The following is a 21,008-nucleotide window of genomic DNA, read 5'->3' as shown; positions in this document are numbered from 1 at the left end:
TTGTTATGTATATTGAGAAAAATTCGCGTCACTGCGCGGGTGACGCCCGCTTTTCCGTTAACTGATTCAATGCGCTCAGAAGTTCGTCAAACTCGGTCTGCGACTGTTGCAGTTGCGCGGAGAACGCCGCCTTTCCCTCCGCGCCCTCCGCCAGCGGCATGCGCAACCCGGTCAAACCCTTTTCCGCCGCGCTGACCGGCGCATTCGTCGTCCGCAGCGATGAAAAATCCACCGCTTCCAGCGCTGGCATCAGCGGCGTCATAATGGGTTCCAACCGCCAGGGCGTATCTGCGTAATCTATTTCCCCGTTCACCAGCGGATACTGCGACGTTGACAATGCCTCGCCGGACAGCGGCGCAGGTTCAGCCGCCGGACCGGACGCCGTCAACGGCGCTGTCCCGCGCAGCGCAATGCTTATCGTCTCGTTCTGCCGCTGGCGTTCATCCTGGCGCGCTTCCCACCAGGGCGTCATCATGTCGCCCGGCATGCCGGTCAGGGGCAAAACCACCGGCGTCACCGGTGGTTTATCGACCTCCAGCGTCAGGAACCGGGTCGCCGTTCCGCCCTGACCGTCGCTCACCGTCAGCGTCAGATCGAAACTGCCGACGGCCCGCGTTTTGCCGCTGATGGTCAGCGTAGCGGCGTCAAAGCTCAGACCGTCCGGCAATCCCTCAAGCCGCCAGACCAGCGCGTCGCCGTTAACGTCGCTGAACCAATCAGACGGCAGCACGGCGCGGTATGCCGCCGACTGCGTGGCTTGCGGCAGAGTCGCTTCACTGTCCGTGGCCTGCGGCGCGCTGTTGGCGATACTCACTACCGCCGAAATGTTCGGCGCGGCGGTATCCGTGCCGTTATTGGCGTTGCCGCCGTCGTCCCGGATGGCGGCCAGAGTAACGGCGCGTTCGCCGCTGGTGACGATAGTGCTGGTATTGGTATAGGCCAGTCCCTCGACCAGCGCAGCGGCGGTTGTGGTATCGATGCCCCCGCCGCTGCCGATGGTCAGCGTGGCGGTGCCGTTGTCGAGCGCGACCGTGACGCTCAGGCCGCTGGAGGTGGTGAATATAGCGCCATCGGTCAACATGACGGTGGTCCCGTCGATGATCAGGTTCTCGGCTGCGTCCACGACGCCGGAGACGGTCACGGTCAGCGCGACAATGGACTGACCGTTTTCGATGGTGGAAACGCTAACGCCATCAAATAACCTTACCGCTCCGTCACCCGCTGTGTAGCCCGGATTGGCCGGCGTCGCGCTTAGTAGCGGCGCGTCGTTGACCGCGGCGACGCTAACCGTGGCGGCGATATCAAACACGCTGATATCGCCGCCGCCGTTCGCGCTGCCGCCGTTGTCCTGGATCGCGCTTAGCGTGACGGTACGCACGCCCTGAGTCGGATCATCGATGGCGTTGGCGTAAGCGATGCCATTGACCAGCGCGGCCGTCTCGCTGGCGGACATGCCGGACTCGCTGGCGATCACCACGGTGGCGACGCCGTCGCTAACCGACACACGATAGACGTAACCGCTCGCCGTGGCGCCGGAACCGGCGACCAGCGTCACCACGGCGCCGTCAATCGTCAGTGTCTCGTTGGCGCCATCACTCAGCCCGGAGACGGTCAGCGTGAGGGTATTAATCGTCTGATCCGCTTCTACGGTGGAAACCGTAGTATCGCTGAACAAACTGGCGGACGCGCCGTCTTCCGCATAGCTGGCGTTGGCTGGCACGCTCGTCAACACGGGAGCATCGTTAACCTCGGTGATGCTCAACATCAGCGTCGCGCTGGCGCTGGCGAAGTAGGCATCGTTCACGCCGATAACCAGCCGAATGCTCGCGCCGGGATCGGCGCTGGTGTTGGTATAGCTAATCTGTTGCAGCACCCGATTGGCGACGGCAGTCGTCACCTCGGCGGTAAAGGTTACCGTCAGCGCGCCGCCGCTGTTGGTGAAGGTGGCGATGGCCGCGCCGTCCAGCCAGAGCGTGCCGTCCGCCAGCGTCAGGCCGTTGCCGTCGGCCATGCTGTAACTGTCGGCGCTGTCGGCGCCGCCTTCACGGATAACCGTGATGGTTGCGCCGTTGTAGTTGCCCGCGCCATCGGCCAGCGCATCGTAATCCGCGTCGCTGAGGGTGATGACGTCAGCCAGCACGACTGTTCCCTGCTCGTGATAATCAAGGGATATGTCCGTCAGCGCATCGTTCAGGCTGACCAAACCGCCGCCGCCGATGACCGCCACCGCGCCGTGAGCGCCGGTCACCACGCGCTGCGCGTCAGCCAGTGCGGTTGTCGACGCGCCGGAGAGCGTTTCAAGCAGCGTCAATGCGCCGGCATCAGACTTGTAGCGGCTGATGCCGCTATCCGAACCGGTGACATACAACGTGCCATCGTCGCCAGACAGCGCGATGGAGGTGACGTTGGACAGGCCGCTCACCGCGCCGAGGTAACTTAACGCGCCGCTGGCGGCGTCAAGGCTGAATACGGCGACGCCGTCCTCGCTGGCGACATAAATCGTTCCGCCATCGCTGGAAACGGCGATATCGACGGGGCTGGACATATCGACCGTACTTGCGCCGGCCAGCGCGCCGTCACGCAGCCAGGCGAGTGCGCCGAGCGTGCCGTCCTCAGCGCGTTGATAGACGATCAGGGTATTGGCGACCGTCTCGGCGACCGGATCGGTAACCACATACGCGTAGTCGCCCACCACCTCGACGCCCACGGCGGTGAACAGATAAGGTTCGCTGCCGGTGGCGGCGGTGATGGACTGGCTCAATGCATATTGACCGCTGTCCGCGTCCAGGGTGTAGACCAGCAGGCCGGAGTAGTTGCCATCCACCACATAGAGTGCGCCGCCGTCAGCGGATAGCGCCAAGTCGACCACGTTTTCCGTGGTCAATGTCTGTACCAGCGTCAGACTGCCATCGGCGCCATTGCGAGCGAACAGCGTAATGCCGTCGCCCTGCTCGCCAAGCAGCGCGATTGTGCCGCCGTCATCACTCGCTTCAATCAGCGAAACGGAAGAAACGCCGCTGTCCAGCGTCTGCAATAGCGTCAGTTCGCCGCTGCCGGCGTTACGGCTGAGAATGGCGATATCGCCGGCGCTGCTGACGACATACAGGTAAGCGCCGTCCGGGGACAGGATGCCGGAGGCGATATCGGCAAGACCACTGACAGCCGTCAGGCTGGTTGCCGCCTCCAGACTGGTGTAATCGGCGCCGGCGCTGAACTCAGGCGCGCTATTATTCACCACGTCAATGGCGGCGACGGCGTCCAGCGTAGTGGTATCGCTACCGCCGTTATCCTGTCCGCCGCTGTCCTGCACGCTGAGACTGATGGTGCGCAGGCCGGCAGTCTGGGTGTTGCTGAAATTCGCGTAACGGGTCTGTTCAATCAGGCTGACGGCGGCATCAACGGCCATACCGCTGGCGCTGCCAATCGTCACGATGGCCGTATCGCCGTTAAGCGTCACCGTGTAACTGTCGCCGTTGTCGAGCGTGCCGCCGCCGTCAACCAACGCGATGCGGGTGCCGCCGACCGTCAGCGTTTCGCGGCTGCCGTCCACCAGACCGGAAACGGTAAAGGTAATCGACGCAATGCGTTGATCGCTTTCCACCGTCGAAATGACGACATCACTGAACAGTGCGGCGCTGCCGCCGGCGGTGGCGTAAATGGTATCCACCGGCGTGGCGCTGACCAGCGGCGCATCATTAACCGCCACCACCGTCACGCTCGCCGCGATATCGGGTGAAACGGTATCAACGCCGCCATTGGCCGTGCCGCCGTTGTCCTGAAAGGTGGTAAGCCGGATGGTGCGCGTACCCAGCGTCGGATCATCGCTCTGGTTGGCATACGCAAGCCCGGCAATCAACGCGGTGGCGTCGCTCACCGCAATCCCATCACTGCTGTAGAGATAAAGGGTTGCCGTATCGCCCTCAAGGGAAACGTAGTAGCCGTAGCCGTTGGTGGTTTCCCCGTAGGCATCGGCGGTCAGCGCGACAGCGGTGCCGTCGATGACCAGCACTTCGCTGTCGCCGTCGCTCAGGCCGGAAACCGTCAGTTCGATATTGATGAAAGTCTGCCCCGGCTCACCGGCGGAAACCGCAACATCGCTGAATATCGCCGCCGCCTCCCCCTTTTCGACATAGTTGTTCGACGCGCCGCTGGCGGTGATGACCGGCGCGCCATTGGTCAGACTGACCGTGACCGTGGCGCCGATCGCCAGCGCGGTGGTGTCCACGCCGCCATTGCTGGTGCCGCCGTTGTCCTGAATGGAGGTCAGCGTAATAGCGCGCTCGCCGGTGGTCGCATCCTCAAGGGCGTTTTCATAGGCGGTGTTGAGGTAGGCGATACTGTTGACCACCGCCTCGGCAACCGCCGTCGGCAAGCCGTCGCTGTTGCTTAATGTAACGGTCGCGACGCCATCGGTCACGCTGACGTCGATGTTGTAGACATAGGTATAAGAATTGACGCTGCCGTCGCTCTCGACGATATCCACCATGACGTAACTGCTCAGGCTCGTGCCGTCGGTCAGCGAAACGTAGTTGCCATTGAGCAGCAGTTTTTCGTGCTCGCCATCCACCAGACCGGCAACGGTCAGGGTGATGGCGCTAATCGCTTGATCGTCTTCTCCGCCTGACAGCATGCTGTCGTTAAACAGTTTCACCGCGCTGCCGCCGCTGATATAGGTCACATTCTGGCTTTCGGTTTGCAGTACGGGCGCGTTATTAATCACGGCGACGGACAGCAGCAGATCGAAGCGGCTGGAAGCGTATTGATCGGCGACGCTCAGCGTAAGACTGGTGCTGCTGCCCGGATCGCTGCTGGCGTTGGTATAGCTGATCTGTTGCAACACCCGATTGGCGGTGGCGGTGGCGACATCGGCGGTGAAGGCGACGGTCAGCGTGCCGTCTGCGCTGACCAGCGTGGCGATGGCCGCGCCGTTCAGAGATATCACGCCATCAGCCAGCGTCAGGCCGTTGCCGTCGGTGAAACCGTAACTGTCGTTGCCATAGGCGCCATCGGTACGTACCAGCGTGATCGTCGCGCCGTTATAGTTGCCCGCGCCGCCATTTAGCGCATCGTAGTCGGCGTCGGATAACACGACGCTGGCGACCGGGTTGATGGTGCCGCCTTCGGTGTAAGCCACGGTGACGCCAGTGGCGCCGATCACACTGAGCAGCGGGGTGCCGAAATAGAGATTTCTGCCGCCGTAAACGGATTGGCCGTCGGCGCTGACCACCAGTTTTGAGATGCCTCCGCTCGTTGTGACAGTGTTTGCATAGATCGGTTCGCCCTCTTCGCCGATGGTGTAGATAACCAAGCGGGAACTGGCCGCGCTCGTCACATACAGGGTGGTGCCATCCTGTGAGAGGGCGATGCCATGCGGATACTGGGCCAGGGAAGAATAGGCGCTGACCGCGTCAACCAGACGCATGGCGTTGGTTGAACGGTCGTATTGCAACGTGGTCAGGAAACCATTGCCGGTGGTGAGGTAGAGATAACCGGCATCGGAAACCACGAACGCGTTAGCGCCATTGAAGGCGCCGGTACTGTCGAGCGTTCCCGCCGTGGCGGTAGCGCCGGCGGCATCGCTCCAGGTTAGCGTCGTGCCGCTGCGCGTCAGTTGACCGGCATAGCTCAGGCCGCCATCGGCGGCGGCGGTGTAGACGGTCAGGCGTCCGCCGCTCAGCACATAGACGCCGCCGCCATCGTCGATTTGCATGGCGACCGCCGTGCCGAAACCGCTTTCCGGCGTATACGCATCGATTGCCGTGAGCGCACCATCGTCACCGATGCGGTAGGCATAGATCGTGGTGGCAGAAAGCGCGTAAAACGCGCCGCTGTCTTGCGCCACGGCGATCTGTAGCACTTTTTCAGCGATATCAGCCACCTGATCAACCAGCGTCAGCGAACCCTCATCGCCGACGCTGAAGACGCTGATCGAATAGGCGCTGCTGTTGCCGGTTGAAGCATAACCGGACAAGTAGAGCAGGCTGCCGTCGCTGGAATAAGACACGGAGGTAATGCCGGACAGACCGTCAAGCTCGATGCCGTTGGCGTCGTCGCCATCGTTTTCCGTACCCTGAGTGAAGGTCTGCAATAAGGCCAACTCGCCGCTGGACGTGTCGCGGCGGTAAACGTACAGGTAGCTGTCGCCATTACCGTTATTGCTGGTGCTGGCGGCAATCACCAGGATGGTGCCGTCATTGGACAACGTGATGCTGTTGACGTACTGGCTGAAACCGCTGAGCGAACCGTCGCTGGCATAGGTCAGGGCGCTGGCGTCGCCCACCAGTCCGGGCCCGCTATTGTCGGCCTCCGCCTGAGTGATCACCCGCAGCGTCAGTTCGCTGGCGGCACTGGCCCCGGACTGGTCGGTGGCCGTCACGGTGAGGGTGTAGTCGCGCGCAGCGCTGGCTGTGCCGGAGAGGGTCAGCGTCGCGGCATCGAAACTCAATCCGTCGGGCAGGCCGCTGACGTTCCACGACAGGTTGTCGCCGTAGAGACTGTCGGCATCGCTGAACAGGCCGCTGTCCAGCGTGATGCTGCCGGATTCGCTTTCGGTAAAAATAGCCAGCGTGGTGTCGGCGTCTTCATTCACCTCCGGGGCGCGGTTGACGATCTGCTCGATCACCAGATCCAGATCCAACGCGGCGCTGGCGCCGGTGGCGTCGGCAGCCGTGACGGTGAGCGTGAATGTCCCGACTTCCGTGGCCGCGCCTGAAATCGTTCGGGTCGCGGCGTCAAAGGTCAGTCCGTCTGGCAGTCCGCTGACGCCCCAGGTGAGTGAGTCGCCGTCCGCATCATTAAACAGACCGGAGAACAAGGTGAAGCTATAGGCGGTTTCACTGGTGGCCTTACTCAGCGCATAGCCGGCGGCGGTGTCACTATTGACCTGGGGTTCTCCATTGATTCTCAGCGTGGCGATCACGCTGTTGCTGGTCAACGCGCCGTCGCTGACGGCCACGGTGAGCAGGACATAGCTGCCAACCGTGGCGCTGTCGTTGCCATAGGCGATCTGTTGCAACACCCGGTTGGCGACCTCAGTGGTGGTATCGTCGGTGAACGTGACGGTCAGCGCGCCGTCACTCTCGCTCAGCGTGGCGATCGCGCTGCCGTCAAGCGAGATCACGCCGTCGCTGTAAATCAGATCATTGCCGTCGGCAAAGCCAAAGCTGCCGCCCGTCACGCTGGGGCTGACGCTAATGCTGGCGCCTTTATAGTTTCCTTCGCCGTCGCTGAGGGTATCGAAATTGCTGTCGGCCAGCGTGATGCCGCTGGCGAACACGGCCTGGGAATTCTGAACCAGCGTTTGCGCGGCGCTGTAGCGCGTCACGCCGCCGCTGCCCGCCGCCAGTACGGACAGGCCATTGCTGGAAACCGCGATATCGTTGGCGCCGTTTCCGGCGACAATGCTGCTCGCCAGGGTCAGATTGCCGCTGCCGCCCGCCGCATAGACGTTGATCGTTCCGTCGCTGGCGGCGGCGTACAGCAGGCTGCCGTCGCCGCTCAGGGCAATGCTGGTTACGCCGTCGAGCGTGACGCTGTCCATCAGGGTCAGTTCGCCGCCGTCGAAACGGTAGACCTGAATGCCGCCGGACGAACTAGCCAGATACAATAAGGCGGCATCCTGGCTGACGGCCATGGAATACGTCGAACTGGAGAATCGGGTCGCATCGGCCGTCACGGAACTGATCATCGTCAAGGTGCCGCCGTCGTTGATTTTCAGCACCGCCAGCGTGTCGCTGTCGGCCACAAACGAAGTCTGATCGCCGATAACAAATACATAACCGTTGGCGCTGATCACCGTTTCGGCCCGCACCACGCCCAGTGATGATTCATCCACTGTCTGAAGATGGGTGAGCGCGCCGGTGCCGGCATCCCGCGTGAAGACCGTCATACCGTTGTACTGCGTCGTGACATACACGTAGGCGCCATCATCCGAGATGGCGATATTTCTCGTTGTATCGCCAGAGGAAACCGCCGCCGTGTAGCTGAGCGATCCGTCGGCGCCGACGCTGAAAACGTAGACGTTGCTGCCGCTATCAATGGCATAGATCGAGGCGCCGTCCGCGCTACTCGCCATTTCGGTCACGCTGCTCAGGCCATCGACGCCGAGGGTTTCAACCAGCGTCAGCCGCCCCGCGTCATCAACGGCAAAGACCGAAATACCGCTCTCGCCGCCGACATAGGCGTATTGTCCATCGCCGGAATAAACCACTGCGGCGCTGCCGCCAAGCGCATCGCTGGTGAAGGATTCGGCGGCCTCAAGCGCGCCGTCGTCAGACAGCACCGGCGCGACGTTGATAGTGCTGGTGATGGCGATGGTGGAATGGATGCCCAACTCGGCGGTTTCGCCGCCGCCGTCGCTCAGGCTGGTCAGCGTAACGGTGACGCTGCCGCTTTCCACCGTGTTGTCCAGCGTACTGTAGGCGATGCCGTCGATCAGCGCGGCGACGTCTGTGGCGGCATAAGCCTCGGAAGAGGCGATGCTGAGGGTAATGGTGGCGCTGTCGCCGCTGAGCGATACCGAATACGTGTAGCCGTTGTGGGTTGTGGTGCCGGGGGTCGTCGTGGCGGTCAGCGCAATCGTGCTGCCGTCAATAATCAGCGCCTGATTGCCGCCGCTGCTGTCCACGGTGATCACCAGACTGTTCAGTTCCTCGCCGCCGGCGTCGTTGGCGACGGTCACGCCGCTGAACAGATCCACCGATTGCGCGGTTGAACCGTCGTCAATACTGATCGTCGCTTCGGCGCCGCTGGCGGTCACGCCGGGCGCCGTGTCGGTGGCGGTCACCACTTCGGCGGCGGTGGTGGCGACGGCGGCATCGAACATCATGCGCGGCTCCAGCGCCCATGCCTGCTGAGGAAGGCGCCGACGCGCCGCGGAACGGGAATAGGTCATGGTGTCATATCCTGTCAGTCAAAAGGCGCAACGGCCTTTACTCAATCAGCCGGACGAAACCGCTTTTCTGATGCAGTTCGTCAGTAATTTCATTCAGGCGCTCGCGGAACTTGTTTTCCGAGGCGACGAAATCCGCGCCGTTGTAATAGGTGAGATCGGCGCTTTTCTCGGCACAGCCCGCCAGTCCCGCATCGGCGACGCGGCGAAACGCCGAGGCGCTGGTGATAGTGCCGCCGTCCGCTTCGTTATCCGCCTCGTCGTTGCCGGTCACTACCAGGAAAAACCGCAGGTTGCGCTCACGGAAACTGGCGCACAGACTGGCAAAACGTTCGATGGCCAACTGTTCGTCATTACAACCGTTATTACCCGCGGTCTGCGTGCTACAACCATCAAGCGGTTGCCCCACGTCGGCGTTGTAGGAATCGCTGTCGAACCAGAGCTTGTCGCTGGAATTGACCAGCATGACGATAGCCTTGGTGCGCTCGCCGTTGCCCTGGTCGAAGTCTTTGGGCAGATCGTCCTCCAATCCCCAACCGGCGCTGCCGCGAAAAGCCGGGGCCAACGTCATCGCCGCCCAACCGAGCGCAATGGCGTAGTTGACGTTGAAGCCGGTGCGCATTTCGTCGAGCCGCCCGGCGATTTTGTCGAGATCGTTGGTCAGCGGCAGCACGGGCGCATAGGGGCAGCCCATATCGACGATCAGAAAACGCGTGTCGTTGACGCCGTTGGCCTGTCCGAAGTCCGGGTTCGGCCCGACCCAGGAGATGGTGTAGGATTCATAGGCGTTCTCCGGCAGATCGGCGCGGTAGTAGAGGCGAAACTGACCTGCCGGCGCCTCGTCCCAGAAGTAGTTTTCGCCCCGGTTCAAACCACGATACATGCATAGCAGGTTGAAACGGCGGTCCGGGATGCGGCGATCGGCCAGACTGCCGTAGCCCGATCGGAACAGCGAGGTCAGTTCCACCGGATTGAGCGCGCCCGAGGCGGCCCACTGTCTGACGCGGTTAGGGTAATCGGCGTCGTAAACGCTGACGGCCTGACTATGCGGCACCAGCGCCAGCCAACTGTTTTCCTGACCGCCGATCAGGTTTTCCGCAAACTCGTTGCCCAGGCGACGCAGCACGGCCAGATTTTCACCGTCCTCGCCCGCCGTATTGGGCAGGATCAGCGCTACTTCCAGGGAGCGGTTGCGCACCTCGGCGGTGGAGTAAATCGCCTGTTCGCGCTTTCCCATACGCAGTAAAGCCGGAGCGGTGGTAAAGGCGGCGGTGACGGTATAGGTCGGGTAGTCGTCATCGCTGCGCCCCTCGCTGACAGTCACCTTGTCGAGCGATATCGCCTCGGCCAGCGTGCTATTCAGCCCCAGATTGGCCTTGACGTACTCGAACGCCAGTTCCGTCATTTGCTGCTGGTCGAAAGCGCTGTTTTCATTGCCGCTGATGACGACCTGATGGCCCACCGCCAGCGCCGCCGCATCCGTGGCGCGCTTAATCTGGGCCGCATCGCCGGTCGCGGTGGAGGAATCGACGATAAACGCCGCGCTGACCAGCAAGGCCATCACGCCCAACACATAGAACGACGCCCCGGCGCCGCGCTCCTGGCGCGCAAAAATCCGCACAGCCCGCAGTAAACGCCAGCGGCGGCGGGCGGCATTATCCTTCATTCTCTTCATATTCCTCCTCCGGCTGTCCCGCCTCCCGCCCCAGCGCCGTATCCAGCGTAATCACGCCATTCCCCACCCGGTTTACCAACCTGACATGCAGCAGGTTGCTCAGCGATAACCCGCCAAGCAAACTGATATCCTTACCTTCACGACACCACTCCACCACCACCAACGAGACGAGTTCGCTGCCGCTCTCCGCGTCCTTTTCCGGTAAGTCTCCCGGATAGGTTGCGCCGTAGGCCGCCACGCTGTCGCCGCATACCCCGTCGGCATTGCCCCGGTCAAGTTGCCAGTACACTTCCCCGGTCTGACGGATGTTGCTTACCAGCAACTGGTAATTTCCCAAATCTTGCTCAGGCAATACCGCATCCAGCAGACCTTGCAGCCCTTCCTGCGTCAGTTCCTGCTGCATGCCCACAATGGAGACCAGCGCGCCCGCCCGCTGCTCCATGCGTTCGCGCTCCAGTCCGACGCTGTAGATATCCGCGCACAAGGCGCCGACCGCCAGCACAATGGGCAGCGCCAGCGCGGTTTCAACCGCGGCGGAAGCCTGTCTGTTCGAGCAGAAACGGCGCAGCCACGAAAAACCGTTATTCTTCACTGCGTAACTCCGTGCCGAAGACATGTTTGTACTGATAGCGAAAGGTGTCGCCCAGCGTCAGCACTTCCGGCAGCGGCGTCAGGAACGCCTTTTGTATCTGCACCGTGACCGACCAGACGGGCAAGGTATTCGAGACGGCGCCCTCTTCCTCGTCAGAAACGATTTCCAGCCCGCCAAGCTGACTCAGGTTGTCGAATTGCAAGACGCTGACGGTTAAATCCTGCTGTTGTAGATAGCCATAAGACGCGCTGATCATCCGTTCCTTCAGATCCGTACTCATTAGCGCGGCGCTGTCGGTGTTGAGATCGTCGAGACGAAAACTCTGCACCGCCTTATCGAGCGCCGCACTGCCTACCGCAATCACCAGACCGATACGCGCCAGTTCGAACAGCATCATCACGCCGACCAACACTACCGGCACCAAAAACGCCACTTCCACGGCGATCACGCCGTGCGTATCACACCAATCCCGATTGTTGCGCCAACGCATCTTCATTACTCTGGGTTGCTAAGCTGCAAACGTTGACGGCTGGACAACAGCAGCGTTTCGCCACGGTCTTTCTCCTGCCGCATCTGCGCGACACGCTGGTTCAACGCATCCATTAGCGCATCGATGCGCTGCGGCTGAGCAATGGTCGCCAACGCGCCGCGCGCCTCTTCCTGACGATCGTTATAGAGATAAGCCAGCGCCAGATTCAGTTTGCCGTTGGGATTGGCGCTATCCACCGTTCTCAGCAGGCTAATGGCTTTATCCGCCTCGCCGCTCGCCAACCAGGAAAGCGCCAGATTGCTGATGGCCGCCATATCCGCCGGGTTCACCCGCAGCGCGTTTTCGAACAATTGACGCGCTGCGCTGTGCTGGCCCGCCGCCTCCATCACCACACCCATGCCGTTGAGCGCGCCCGCGCTATCCGGCTGCGCTTGCAGGGCGCAGGCGAAATCCTGGCGCGCCATCGCATGACGCCCCATCGCCAACTGCGCGCGTCCCATGCCTAAACAAATCGCCAGCGCTTCCTGCGGTTGCAGTTTGTTGGTATCGCCGCCCAGCGCGTGTCGCGCGCGGCCATACAATTCCAGCGTTTGCTGCGGCGAACGCACCGACGACGCGACGCTGGCATATTCCAGCAGTTCGGCGCCTTTAAGCTCGCCGCGGCTATCAATACGGGCATAGACTTCCGTCGCCGCTTCCAGCCTGCCCTGATCGCGCAGCAAACGGGCCAGCCGCAACCCTTCGTCCTTGGTGCCTTTAATCGTCATTGAACTACTGCCGCAACCCGCCAGCAGCGTACCCAACAACAGTATCAGCAACAGACGTCCGCTGCTCCGAGCGCCGATTGCCCTTTTTTTCACCCGACCAACCATGTTCGCATTCCCTCGATACTTTCTTTTTCTGCTGTAAGATCCCCGCCTGCGCGGGGGTGACGAATTCCGCTGCAGCTACTGCGTCAGTAACCGAATCACCCGCACCAACGCTGGCGAGGCCATAATCGCGACAATCGGCGGCAGGATCAGCGCCATCAACGGGACGCTAAGCTGGGCCGGCAGTTTGCCCGCTTTCTCTTCCAGACCCAGGATCAACGTTTTACGACTTTCATCGGCGATGGTGCGTAATGCCTGCGACAGCGGCGTGCCGTAACGTTCCGCCTGAATTAATGTGGCGACCATACTCTCTATTTCCGCGACACGGGTTCTTTCCGCCAGATGTATCATCGCCAGCGTGCGATCGGAGAGGATCTGCAACTCGGCGGCGGTGTAATGCAACTCGTCCGCCATTTCCGGCGACGACAAGCCCAGTTCTTTCGCCACCACTTGCAACACCCGGCCAATGGATAACCCGGCTTCGGCGCAGACCACCATCAAATCCAGCGCATCCGGCACGGCTCGCGCCAGCTTTTCGCCCCGGCTGGCGGCGCGCCATTTCAGCCACCCTTCCGGCAACATGGCGCCGACAAAAAAGCCAATCAGCCCGGCGGCGATCCCCGACAGCCCCAGGCGGTCGGCAGGCGGCAACCCGCCCCAGACCAGCGTCAGCGCGCATAACAAACCGATGAAAAATTTGCCCATCACCAGCCAACCCACCGCTTCATTACGGCGGAATCCGGCCAGATCGAGCAGTCGGCGGAAATTAAGACGATCCCGTTCGGATCCAGACAGGCGATAGCCCTGTTGCGCTATCGGTAAAAGAATTTTTTCCAGCCAGGGGGTTATTGTTGTTCCCTGGCCTCGCAGGATACTATCCTGCGAGGCCGTCCCTACAGGGGCGGCGGGCAAATGCGCCTGCATTCGCTCGGCCAACTGCCTGGCCTGCCGCCGGCTATTATTGCAACGCGCGATCGCCAGCCCCGCGCCAATCAAGCCCAGCGCTATCAGCAACAGGGGGTCGTTGAATATCGTCATCTCGGCTTCTCCCTTGTCCTCAGCTTATCCGTCTGACCATGAAATGCGTCACCAGCATTCCAAGCGCAACGCTGCACAGGGCGTAAATCAGCACCGTTGTTCCCACCGGGTCGGAAAACAGAAAATTGAAATCAGCGGGAGAGCGCAGATACAGATAGGCCAGACAGCAGGGGAACAACGCCGCCACGATTTTGGCGGAGGCGCGCGCTTCCGAGGTTTTCGACTGTACTTTAAGCTGAAGCTCGCGGCGGGCGCGCAACGTGGCGGAAAGCCGCTCCAGCGTTTCACCCAGACGCCCGCCGGCTTCCTGGTTGATGATCAGGATCACCACGAAGAAGCGATATTCCGCCATCGGCACCCTGAGCGCCGATGCCTGAATTACCTGACGCAACGGAATGCCCAGCTTCAGCCAGTGATCGATGGTGTTGAATTCATTGGCCAGCGGACCGGTCAAATGCTCCGCCACCATCGCAAAGGTATTGGCCACTGGCACCCCCGCCCGACAACTACGGGTAATGGCGTCAATCGCTTCCGGCAGGCTTTCGCGCAGGGCTTTCAGGTGCTTTTGCAACGCGGAACGAAACAGCACCGCGCCAATAGCGATAAACAACAGTGCAGAGAAAACCAGCCCCAACGTCAACGGCAGCAACGTGCGTTGCCCCATGACCATCCCCAGCGTCAGACTCAGCGCCGCCAGAATCAACATTCGCTGACGCAGGTTCTTTTTCCAGCCGATGAACGCCAGTTGCGACCAGACTCCCGCCAGCCAGCGCCCCAGCAGGGGCACGTTCTTCAACGGCGTTTTTATCTCATCACGCAGAATAGAGTCGGAAACCGGCTGCGTCGGCGGCGGCTCCACCTGCGCTAAAACCTGCCGCCAGCGTTGTTCACGCTGGGCGAGACGCTGACGCGCCTTCTGCCAGCGATAAACGGCAAAGCACAACAGCAGTACGCCGCAAAATACCCACAGCGTGATCAGATTCAGGTGTAAAGCGGTCATCGGCGTCTCCTCCGCGGGTCGTCACGCATCAAACAAATGCGCTTTATCGCTGTAGAACTGCGGGCGCTGAATGTGCTGTAGGTATTCGCCGGTCAGTTTGCCCTGCGCGTCTTTGCCGGTGATCTGGAAAGTGAACAGATCCTGTAGCTGGATCACTTCATTCTCCATGCCGCAGACTTCGGTGATCGATACCACGCGACGCACGCCGTCGCGCATGCGTTCTATCTGTACGATCAGATGCACGGCGCTGGCGATCTGACGGCGGATCGCCATCAGCGGCAATTGCATGTTGGCCATCATCACCATGTTTTCCAGACGCTGTATCGAATCCCGCGAGGTATTGGCGTGAACGGTACACAACGAACCGTCATGGCCGGTATTCATCGCCTGCAACATGTCGAAACTTTCGCCGCCGCGCACTTCGCCGAGGATGATGCGGTCAGGCCGCATACGCAGGGCGTTGCGCATCAAATCACGCTGATCGACCCGGCCAGTGCCTTCGGCGCTGGTGGGACGCGTTTCCAGTCTGATCACATGCTCCTGCTGTAATTGCAGTTCGGCGGCGTCTTCAATGGTGATGATACGTTCATCGCTGCCGATCTTTTGCGATAACGCATTCAGCAGCGTGGTTTTACCCGCGCCGGTTCCGCCGGAGACAATCACGTTAATCTTCGCCTGCATCGCCTTGTTCAGCACATCGGCCATGGCGTGGGACATACAGCGGCTTTCCGCCAACGCTTCCAGCGACAGATTACGGCGCATGAATTTACGAATAGAGATGGTGGTGCCGTCGATCGCCAGCGGATAGGTAATCACATTCACGCGGCTGCCGTCCGGCAGACGGGCGTCCACCATCGGGCTGGCTTCATCGATGCGCCGCCCCACCGCCGCCGCGATACGCTGCGCGGTGTTGAACACATGTTCTTCATCAATAAAGGTGATCGGCGAGAGTTCCAGCTTGCCGAAACGTTCAACAAAGACCTGATTCGCGCCGTTCACCAGAATGTCGTTGACCGTGTCGTCGGCCAGCAACGGTTGGATGGGGCCGATACCGGTCATCTCATCCAGCATTTCCGCCGCAATCACTTCCTCTTCCTGACGGGAAAGCTGCAAACGCTGTTCATCGCAGATACGGCGGATCACGGTTTCGATCTGCACCAGCAGCTTGTCGCGCGTCATCATGGACGCTTTGCCCGCATCGATCTGATCGTAAAGCTGGGCGCGGATCAGACGGCGCTGGCTGCTGCGGTTGTCCGTCTGCCGGGTGGCGGGGGTTGACGCCGCCGGATTATTTGCTGTCGGCTGCGCACGATTCTCCACCGCCGGACGCGTCTTCAGTTCGGTCACGTTGGCTGCCGTCGGCTGAGGCGTATTTTTGTGCGCCTCACCTTTTTGCTGGTTATTTTTACGAATCAACATAGTCGGTTAACCCTTTGTCGCGACGGGGTGATGCGGGTGATGTTCATGCCCGTTTCAACCAACGGGAAAACCAGCGTTTTTCCACTGGCCGAGTACGCACCCCGCAGGCCAGATCGACCAGTTGGCGCAATGCCTGCCGGAATGCGGGCGCCGCCGCCAGATTCAACGCGCCCAGCGTCAGGCTTTGCGCCAGCGCATGACCGGCATGCGGCAGCGATACATCGATTTTGCGGCCGACAAACTGCTCGAACTGCTCACGGCTCAGCGGGGTCGTGCCGGCGAAACGGCTCTGGTTATGCACCAGCAACAGGCACTGCCCTTCGCTTTCATCGCCGATTTCATGCAGTACGCGACGAATATTACGTGCGTCCTGTAGCGTCAGTTCGCTGACGATGATGCGCAGATCCGCATAGGTCAGCACATCCAGCGCCCCTGGCGGATAACTGCTGGGGAGATCCCAGATAACCTGATTAAACATGCGGCACAGCGCGCCGCCGAGATTCAGTACGTTGTCCACCTCCACCGGGTTCAATTCGCCCAGTTCGGGTTGCTGCGCCAGCAGATGCAGACGGGGATCAATGCGCAGCATGGCGCGTTGTAATAGCCGGGTGTCCAGTTCCTGCGTTTCCAGCACGGCGGTCAGTCCGGCATCGGCGCTTTGTCCCTGCAACAACAGTTGATCACCATTACGACGGTCAAAATCCACCAGCGCCACCGGTAAGTGACGTTCGCCGGACAACAACCGGCTCAACCCCATCGCCACCGTACTACCGCCGCAACCGCCGCTGGCGCTGACTACCGCGATAGTGCGCCCCATGCGGGCATACTCCGGCCCGGCTTGCTGGCCCGCGCATTTCGCCAGCGTCGCGGCCAGCAGATCCAGCGTGAACGGTTTCAGCAGGTAGTCCACCACCCCAAGCTGCAACAGCGCGCGATACAGCGCCACATCCTGTTCTTTGCCCGTGGCGATCACCTGCGTGGTCGGGCCGCAGATGCTGAGCAAGGTTTCCAGTTCAGGTAACGGCCAGTGCGCGCCTTGCAAATCCACCAGCAGAATGCGCGGCGGGACATTCAATTCACACCACTTGCGCGCGGCGGTCACGCCGCCCGCCATCACCGGCACGTCCGGCTGTTTCAGGCGCGTAAATTGATCGCCAAGATCGGCGATATCCTCCGCGGCGTGGACGAACGCCACCAGCGGCGCGGCCAGTTCTTCGTTGTCAACCAGGGTCATTTCACTCATGGCATGCCGCTCCCTTAGTCATCAAAGTCAATATCGATGAGCTCTTTTACCTCATCGGATTGATAACGCTCGATGCTGTTAACCGCCGCCACGCCGTCTGCGTCATCCAGGGTTTTAGCCTGAATCAAATCACGCGGCTGCGCGACCATCATCGCCAGATTGTTCTGGGTCGCACAGCCCAGGTAGCCCATGCCTTCGAATGGCTTTACCATCAACAGACCGGGATCGTTCACCTGACAGCGGGCGGTTTTTACCGCCAGCGCTTGGGAAATTACCTCCAGATCGCCGGACTGACCGCTGGCGGACGCCATGCGCATCTGTTTCACTTTCTGCGCGTCCGCCCCGGCATTTTTCAGCACCAAAGCTAACCGCCCCGCCATCTGTTCGCCACGCGCCGTGCGGGGGATCAACGTCAGCGTTTGGTTGGCAAGCCGACCTTGATCTTTCAGCATCACATTAAGCCGCTTAAGTGATTCCGGGGTAAAACCCCGCCCGTCCGCCGCCACTTGCAACGTGACCGCCAGCGAGGAGGGACGCACGTCAATCGGCTCCAGCGCCGGTTGCGCATAACGCTGCATGCGTTGGCTGTTCACTGAGTTATCGCCACAGGCCGCCAGCAGAAAGGCGCAGGCGCACAGCGTCAGACCAGAAATCGGCCTGCCTGAAGGTTTCCTTGCGACGCGTCCGGCGTCGCGAATCGTCTTTTTATGCATTGTGTTCATCCTTCATCATCAGGCTCAGTAGAGATAACCCACCGCGCCATAACTTGGCATCACGGCGTCCAATGTTTTGACGCCCTGTCCCGGCACCTGAAGATCGCCCGCATTCACCGGCTCCACCACATAGGCGGTGGCGATAATCACCAATTCCGTTTCCTCATGACTGGTTGATTCATTTTCAAAGGCGCGGCCAATCACCGGAATACTGCTCAGCCCCGGCACCCCGGTCACGGTCTGACTGTTGGAACTGCGTAACATGCCGGCCAGCGCAAAGCTCTGTCCGCTGGCCAGTTCAACGGTGGTATCGGCGCGGCGCACCGTCAGCGCCGGAATGGTCGACCCCCCTTCCAGTTCAACGGCGCCCACCGAGGTCAATTCACTGACTTCCGGCGCAATGTGCAGACTGATACGGTTGGCGGAGAGCAATGTTGGCGTCATGCGCAGGATCACGCCGTAGGATTTGTAATCGATATTGACGTTGTTATTGGTAATGATGACCACCGGCACTTCACCGCCGGCGGCAAACGCGGCGGTTTCGCCCGACATGGCCGTCAGGTTCGGTTCCGCCAGCACGGAAGCCATGCCTTGTTTGTTCATGGCGGACAACAATCCGCTGAGCGACCCCTCGCCGCCGCCGACATTGACGCCCAGAAAGTTACTGCCTTCAACCCCGGTAAACGCCCCGGTGCTTGAATCAAAAAAGCCGCCGACCGTACCGGTTCCCAGACCGAAGTTGGCGCTGCCCCGGTTCAGCGACGCTTCCCAGTTGAAGCCCAATTCGTGCGTCAGGTTGCGGGAGACTTCCACCACCCGGACACGGATATTAATTTGCGACGGGGTTTTGATTTTGAGTTGATTGACGACTTTGCCGGATGACTCGCTGCTGCCGGGCAGACCTTGTCCACCGCCGCCTCTCCCGCCACCCGCGCCGGCGGAAGAGGAGGAAGACGCAGCGATATAAGCCTGTACGCTGTCGATCACCCGTTTGGCATCTTGCGGCGTATCGACGCTGCCGCGCACGATCACCCCGCTGGGGATCCCCGCTTCCAGTTGGATATCCGCATTGGGAAATTCCCGCTTCATCCTTTCACTCAGCGCTTTCAGATCGTGCTCGGCGACGATGCGGATGGCATTGATGACATTGCCGCTCTCGTCCATGGCATACAGCGTGGTAGTTCCTACGTTCCTGGCATAGATGAATAAGTTGCCCGGAGAAGGCAGTTCAAAACTGGCGATTTCCGGATCAGCCACCAATACGCTGTCGGGTAAGGCATCCAGTTGCAATAAACGTCCCTGATGCACCGTCATGTGCACGACGTTGGTTTCAGCGACTTCAGTCATTCCCGCAGCGAACGCGGCGCCGGGCAGCAGCATCGTCAGACAACCGGCGGCAAGCCATCGCTTACTCGTATCCCAAAAGTCCGATTTCAAAAACAGGGAAAAGATCGTCATTTACTTAATTTCCGTCATGGGCTTCATTTTTTCATGAGCAACCTTGCGGTTATTCACCTTCGGTCAGGTTGCTGCTAGCGGGATGGGAACATCACGACATCTTTCTGTGCGCCCCGGAAAACCTTAACCTGATGGCCGTTACCAGACAGGCCGTTATAGATGCTGGTGCTTTGCGTTAGCGTGGTGACCCGCGGCGTCGCATCCTGGCGGCCATCGTCCCGTTCGTCCGGCGTTGAACTGCGTAAAGCCAGATGCAACATGCCAACCTCTTTCGCCACCGCCAGCACTTCGGCCTGTTGAGGCGTGACCTCGACCGTGACCGTCTGGTAACTGACTGTGCGCGGTCGGGTGTTGCCGGCAGGCAGGCGGCGGGAAGCCCCCGTCTCGGCGCTATCTTCCTGCACCACATCCTGTCGTGGCCGCACGTCGGTATCGGTTTGATTATTCAGCGCCAGAACGCGTAAATCGCGCACGATGGTTTGCGATGCCAGTAGAGGTAAGGCGATGGTTTGGCTACCGCTGGCTTGTCGTTCCGGCTGTTCGTCTTTTTTCAGGCTGAGGATAATGTCAACGCGATCGCCCGCCGCCGCCAGACCGGCATTGCTGGCCACCGCGTTGGTTGGAATCGAGATAGCGCGCATCCCTTTACGCAATACGGCGGCGACGAATCCCGGCTCATTGGGCTTGACCACCACATTGCTGGTCAGCGGCGTTCCGGCGGTCACCGTTTCACGCAGCGTGGCGCCCAGCAGCAACGTCTGGCTATCTTTACCACGGATAAAATTAAACGTGCGCGATGCCGGCTCTTCGGTGACCTGCCAGCGCAGCGAGGGGGAGTCCAGAAAATCGCCGGGATGGAGATCTTTGGCGGCCACCAGAACCGCGGCCTGCGGCGGCGCTGTTATCTCAACCTGCGGCGCGGGCGGCGGCGACGATAAGTGACTGCGCACCAGTAGCGCGACAATGCCTGCCAGAATCAACGCCCCTGACAGTACGTATGTAGAGTTAATTTTCATTTCAACGGTCTACCTCAGCCGTGCGTGTCTCAACGTGACGACGAAACTAAAACAAGGGAAAAATCAGGACATACATCGCGCCAAAGGCAATGGCGAGCGCGTAAGGAATGCCCTGAGAAAGTTCGGCGGGCAGATCGGGCGGCATGGACAACCGGCTTTTAAACATCCGATTCGTGGTTTGAATACCCATACCGACAATGGCCGGCACGGTATTGAGTAACGGCAGACTCAGCGCCAGCACGCCTCCCGCCAACGCGGTGACCATGACAAAAACGATCTGGTGTCCATGTCCCACCCACAGACACAACACGCTCATCAGCTTTACGTCTCCCGCGCCCAATCTGCCGGTGAGAAAAAGTAAAAAACCGATCATCAGAACAACAACCGCTCCCGGCAACGCCCACAGCGCCTGCCGTAATGCCGGCATATCAGGCGCGCCGGATTGCATGACCACCGACGCACTGGCAAACAACCAACCCAGCAATAAGATCACAACCGCCTGATTAGGGATCTTGCGCGCCAACAGATCGGTGCTGATACACCACAACAGGCACCCAGCCAGCACCGCCGTTTGCAGCCACTGTGCATAATGCGCAACCATTGGA

13 protein-coding genes are annotated in these 21,008 nt (G+C 60.7%); all 13 read right to left on the bottom strand.

All coding sequences use genetic code 11. The features are described 5' to 3' along the window. Positions 1-28: 28 nt before the first annotated feature. The 13 genes from DES54_RS08965 to DES54_RS08905 all read right to left on the bottom strand — a co-directional run bounded on the left by DES54_RS08965 (position 29) and on the right by DES54_RS08905 (position 21,004). Positions 29-8,893, bottom strand: coding sequence for a beta-propeller fold lactonase family protein (locus tag DES54_RS08965; protein WP_113866579.1), 8,865 nt, complete (start codon positions 8,891-8,893; stop codon positions 29-31). 37 nt (positions 8,894-8,930) lie between these two features. Beyond that, positions 8,931-10,565: a Tad domain-containing protein gene (locus tag DES54_RS08960; protein ID WP_240634986.1), complete on the bottom strand. Its 1,635-nt coding sequence runs from the start codon at positions 10,563-10,565 to the stop codon at positions 8,931-8,933. Further along, a complete protein-coding gene (locus DES54_RS08955; RefSeq protein ID WP_113866577.1) occupies positions 10,546-11,181 on the bottom strand; it encodes a TadE/TadG family type IV pilus assembly protein in 636 nt (211 codons plus the stop codon). The genes DES54_RS08960 and DES54_RS08955 overlap by 20 nt, the downstream gene beginning before the upstream one ends. Next, on the bottom strand, positions 11,147-11,647 hold the full coding sequence (locus tag DES54_RS08950) for a hypothetical protein (RefSeq protein ID WP_113866635.1): 501 nt from the start codon (positions 11,645-11,647) through the stop codon (positions 11,147-11,149). The genes DES54_RS08955 and DES54_RS08950 overlap by 35 nt, the downstream gene beginning before the upstream one ends. A 5-nt stretch (positions 11,648-11,652) precedes the next feature. Continuing rightward, entirely contained in the window at positions 11,653-12,519 is an 867-nt protein-coding gene (locus DES54_RS08945) for a tetratricopeptide repeat protein (RefSeq protein ID WP_113866575.1), read from the bottom strand. Positions 12,520-12,594: 75 nt separating this feature from the next. Continuing rightward, positions 12,595-13,554 carry a type II secretion system F family protein gene (locus tag DES54_RS08940; protein ID WP_113866574.1) on the bottom strand — a complete coding sequence of 320 codons (960 nt, stop codon included), beginning with the start codon at positions 13,552-13,554 and terminating at the stop codon, positions 12,595-12,597. A gap of 19 nt (positions 13,555-13,573) precedes the next feature. After that, positions 13,574-14,554: a type II secretion system F family protein gene (locus DES54_RS08935; protein WP_113866572.1), complete on the bottom strand. Its 981-nt coding sequence runs from the start codon at positions 14,552-14,554 to the stop codon at positions 13,574-13,576. 21 nt (positions 14,555-14,575) lie between these two features. Then, positions 14,576-15,973: a TadA family conjugal transfer-associated ATPase gene (locus DES54_RS08930; protein WP_113866570.1), complete on the bottom strand. Its 1,398-nt coding sequence runs from the start codon at positions 15,971-15,973 to the stop codon at positions 14,576-14,578. 43 nt (positions 15,974-16,016) lie between these two features. Continuing rightward, a complete protein-coding gene (locus DES54_RS08925; protein WP_113866568.1) occupies positions 16,017-17,216 on the bottom strand; it encodes a CpaE/TadZ family protein in 1,200 nt (399 codons plus the stop codon). A gap of 14 nt (positions 17,217-17,230) precedes the next feature. Next, positions 17,231-17,929, bottom strand: coding sequence for a CpaD family pilus assembly lipoprotein (locus tag DES54_RS08920; protein ID WP_113866566.1), 699 nt, complete (start codon positions 17,927-17,929; stop codon positions 17,231-17,233). A 24-nt stretch (positions 17,930-17,953) separates the two neighbouring features. Then, a complete protein-coding gene (locus DES54_RS08915; RefSeq protein ID WP_113866564.1) occupies positions 17,954-19,387 on the bottom strand; it encodes a type II and III secretion system protein family protein in 1,434 nt (477 codons plus the stop codon). A gap of 74 nt (positions 19,388-19,461) precedes the next feature. Beyond that, positions 19,462-20,403, bottom strand: a complete 942-nt coding sequence (cpaB, locus tag DES54_RS08910; protein WP_113866562.1) for a Flp pilus assembly protein CpaB — start codon at positions 20,401-20,403, stop codon at positions 19,462-19,464. A 46-nt stretch (positions 20,404-20,449) separates the two neighbouring features. Further along, a complete protein-coding gene (locus DES54_RS08905) occupies positions 20,450-21,004 on the bottom strand; it encodes an A24 family peptidase (protein WP_113866560.1) in 555 nt (184 codons plus the stop codon). Positions 21,005-21,008: the final 4 nt, after the last annotated feature.

Source organism: Brenneria salicis ATCC 15712 = DSM 30166 (genome assembly GCF_003315515.1).
Taxonomy (GTDB): Bacteria; Pseudomonadota; Gammaproteobacteria; order Enterobacterales; family Enterobacteriaceae; genus Brenneria; species Brenneria salicis.
The sequence above is the reverse complement of the archived record's forward strand: the minus strand, read 5'-3'. Positions and strand labels throughout refer to the sequence as shown.

Bases quoted from the DNA above. Each gene is read 5' to 3' on its own strand.
- DES54_RS08965 (WP_113866579.1), bottom strand. From the start codon at position 8,893: ATGACCTATTCCCGTTCCGCGGCGCGTCGGCGCCTTCCTCAGCAGGCA.
- DES54_RS08960 (WP_240634986.1), bottom strand. From the start codon at position 10,565: ATGAAGAGAATGAAGGATAATGCCGCCCGCCGCCGCTGGCGTTTACTG.
- DES54_RS08955 (WP_113866577.1), bottom strand. From the start codon at position 11,181: ATGTCTTCGGCACGGAGTTACGCAGTGAAGAATAACGGTTTTTCGTGG.
- DES54_RS08950 (WP_113866635.1), bottom strand. From the start codon at position 11,647: ATGCGTTGGCGCAACAATCGGGATTGGTGTGATACGCACGGCGTGATC.
- DES54_RS08945 (WP_113866575.1), bottom strand. From the start codon at position 12,519: ATGGTTGGTCGGGTGAAAAAAAGGGCAATCGGCGCTCGGAGCAGCGGA.
- DES54_RS08940 (WP_113866574.1), bottom strand. From the start codon at position 13,554: ATGACGATATTCAACGACCCCCTGTTGCTGATAGCGCTGGGCTTGATT.
- DES54_RS08935 (WP_113866572.1), bottom strand. From the start codon at position 14,554: ATGACCGCTTTACACCTGAATCTGATCACGCTGTGGGTATTTTGCGGC.
- DES54_RS08930 (WP_113866570.1), bottom strand. From the start codon at position 15,973: ATGTTGATTCGTAAAAATAACCAGCAAAAAGGTGAGGCGCACAAAAAT.
- DES54_RS08925 (WP_113866568.1), bottom strand. From the start codon at position 17,216: ATGAGTGAAATGACCCTGGTTGACAACGAAGAACTGGCCGCGCCGCTG.
- DES54_RS08920 (WP_113866566.1), bottom strand. From the start codon at position 17,929: ATGCATAAAAAGACGATTCGCGACGCCGGACGCGTCGCAAGGAAACCT.
- DES54_RS08915 (WP_113866564.1), bottom strand. From the start codon at position 19,387: ATGACGATCTTTTCCCTGTTTTTGAAATCGGACTTTTGGGATACGAGT.
- cpaB (WP_113866562.1), bottom strand. From the start codon at position 20,403: ATGAAAATTAACTCTACATACGTACTGTCAGGGGCGTTGATTCTGGCA.
- DES54_RS08905 (WP_113866560.1), bottom strand. From the start codon at position 21,004: ATGGTTGCGCATTATGCACAGTGGCTGCAAACGGCGGTGCTGGCTGGG.